The sequence below is a fragment of the Psychrobacter sp. FME13 genome, assembly GCF_014861395.1.
Taxonomy (GTDB): Bacteria; Pseudomonadota; Gammaproteobacteria; order Pseudomonadales; family Moraxellaceae; genus Psychrobacter.
Genome location: NZ_RRYV01000230.1, coordinates 1 through 3157, shown reverse-complemented (window position 1 = coordinate 3157; position 3157 = coordinate 1). Strand labels below are relative to the sequence as shown.

Annotated in this window: 1 rRNA gene; it reads left to right on the top strand. The window is 49.2% G+C overall.

From position 1 onward, the window contains the following. Positions 1–262 precede the first annotated feature (262 nt). Positions 263–3118 (top strand): 23S ribosomal RNA (locus tag EI164_RS15310). The last annotated feature ends 39 nt before the right edge of the window (positions 3119–3157 follow it).

The following is a 3157-nucleotide window of genomic DNA, read 5'->3' as shown; positions in this document are numbered from 1 at the left end:
TTCTGTTTTATACAGAACTTATGACTCGACGAGAGCATAGGAACTATTTAAAAACATAGATATGAGTCTGGGTTAAGAAGCGCGTGTTCACGCGCACTTCTTAACCTTAGTAATCGACCTCTTAACGACATCAGTTGTTATCCCAGGGGTTGGTTACTAAAAAAGTAAAGAGAACTGAATCAAGCGTATAAACATAGGTGATATCGTTATCATAATTAGATTGTATGACACTTTGAAGTCGTAAGACTACTTGGGGTTGTATGGTCAAGTAATGAAGCGCACATGGTGGATGCCTTGGCAGTCAGAGGCGATGAAAGACGTGACAGCCTGCGATAAGCTTCGGGGAGGCGGCAATATCCTGTGATCCGGAGATTTCTGAATGGGGAAACCCACCTAGCATAAGCTAGGTATCCTAATTTATTAGGAAGCAAACGAGGGGAAGTGAAACATCTCAGTACCCTTAGGAAGAGACATCAATTGAGATTCCCCTAGTAGCGGCGAGCGAACGGGGAGAAGCCGATTAGTGCTAATGTAGAAGAACAGCGTGGGAAAGCTGACCGTAGTAGGTGATAGTCCTGTATTCGAAACATTAGCGTTAACATATTAAGTAGAGCGGGGCACGAGAAATCCTGTTTGAAGATGGGGGGACCATCCTCCAAGGCTAAATACTCCTGACTGACCGATAGTGAACCAGTACCGTGAGGGAAAGGCGAAAAGAACCCCTGTGAGGGGAGTGAAATAGAACCTGAAACCGTGTGCGTACAAGCAGTGGGAGCCACCTTGCGTGGTGACCGCGTACCTTTTGTATAATGGGTCAGCGACTTATATTCTGTAGCAAGGTTAACCATTTAGGGGAGCCGTAGGGAAACCGAGTCTTAATAGGGCGTCTAGTTGCAGGGTATAGACCCGAAACCGAGTGATCTATCCATGAGCAGGTTGAAAGTGCCGTAACAGGCACCGGAGGACCGAACCCACTGTCGTTGAAAAGCCAGGGGATGACTTGTGGATAGGGGTGAAAGGCTAATCAAACTCGGTGATAGCTGGTTCTCCCCGAAAGCTATTTAGGTAGCGCCTCGGACGAACACCATTGGGGGTAGAGCACTGTTTCGGCTAGGGGGTCATACCGACTTACCAAACCGATGCAAACTCCGAATACCGATGAGTGATATCCGGGAGACACACGGTGGGTGCTAACGTCCATCGTGGAGAGGGAAACAACCCAGACCGCCAGCTAAGGCCCCAAATTCCTAGTTAAGTGGGAAACGAGGTGGGAAGGCATAGACAGCTAGGAGGTTGGCTTAGAAGCAGCCATCCTTTAAAGAAAGCGTAATAGCTCACTAGTCGAGTCGGCCCGCGCGGAAGATGTAACGGGGCTCAAACTAGGAGCCGAAGCTGCGGATTTGAATTTGTTTTCAAGTGGTAGGGGAGCGTTGTGTAAGCCTGTGAAGGTGTGTTGTAAAGCATGCTGGAGGTATCACAAGAGCGAATGCTGACGTGAGTAACGATAATGCGAGTGAAAAGCTCGCACGCCGGAAGATCAAGGGTTCCAGTCCAACGTTAATCGGGGCTGGGTGAGTCGACCCCTAAGGCGAGGCCGAAAGGCGTAGTCGATGGGAAATCGGTTAATATTCCGATACTTGTTTATAATGCGATGGAGGGACGGAGAAGGTTATGTCAGCCTGGCGTTGGTTGTCCAGGTGAAAGGATGTAGGTTTATAGCTTAGGTAAATCCGGGCTATTCTATACCGAGATCTTATAGCAAGTCTTACTTGTAAGACGAAGTGGCAAATACCATGCTTCCAGGAAAAGCTTCTAAGCAATAGTTATAAACGAATCGTACCCTAAACCGACACAGGTGATCAGGTAGAGAATACCAAGGCGCTTGAGAGAACTCTGCTGAAGGAACTAGGCAAAATGGTACCGTAACTTCGGGAGAAGGTACGCTGTTGATGGTGATAGGACTTGCTCCTTGAGCTGTTGGCAGTCGCAGATACCAGGCTGCTGCAACTGTTTATTAAAAACACAGCACTCTGCAAACACGAAAGTGGACGTATAGGGTGTGATGTCTGCCCGGTGCTGGAAGGTTAATTGATGGGGTTAGCGTAAGCGAAGCTCTTGATCGAAGCCCCAGTAAACGGCGGCCGTAACTATAACGGTCCTAAGGTAGCGAAATTCCTTGTCGGGTAAGTTCCGACCTGCACGAATGACATAATGATGGCAGCGCTGTCTCCAGCAGAGACTCAGTGAAATCGAAATCGCAGTGAAGATGCTGTGTACCCGCGGCTAGACGGAAAGACCCCGTGAACCTTTACTACAGCTTTACATTGAACTTTGACCTGACTTGTGCAGGATAGGTGGGAGGCTTTGAAACCGAGACGCTAGTCTTGGTGGAGCCAATCTTGAAATACCACCCTGGTCATGTTGGGGTTCTAACTCAGGTATAACAATACCGAGGACAATGTATGGTGGGTAGTTTGACTGGGGCGGTCTCCTCCTAAAGAGTAACGGAGGAGTACGAAGGTGCGCTCAGACCGGTCGGAAATCGGTCGTAGAGTATAAAGGCAAAAGCGCGCTTAACTGCGAGACCCACAAGTCGAGCAGGTACGAAAGTAGGTCTTAGTGATCCGGTGGTTCTGTATGGAAGGGCCATCGCTCAACGGATAAAAGGTACTCTGGGGATAACAGGCTGATACCGCCCAAGAGTTCATATCGACGGCGGTGTTTGGCACCTCGATGTCGGCTCATCTCATCCTAGGGCTGAAGCAGGTCCTAAGGGTATGGCTGTTCGCCATTTAAAGAGGTACGCGAGCTGGGTTTAGAACGTCGTGAGACAGTTCGGTCCCTATCTACCGTGGGCGTTGGAAATTTGAGAGGATCTGCTCCTAGTACGAGAGGACCAGAGTGGACGAACCTCTGGTGTTCGGGTTGTCACGCCAGTGGCATTGCCCGGTAGCTACGTTCGGATGGGATAACCGCTGAAAGCATCTAAGCGGGAAGCCCACCTCAAGATTAGATTTCCCTAAAGAGCCGTTCAAGACTAGGACGTTGATAGGCAGGGTGTGGAAGCGCAGCGATGCGTGTAGCTAACCTGTACTAATTGCTCGTTTGGCTTGACCATACAACACCCAAGTGGTTTGTATACAAGTCTAATTAATCT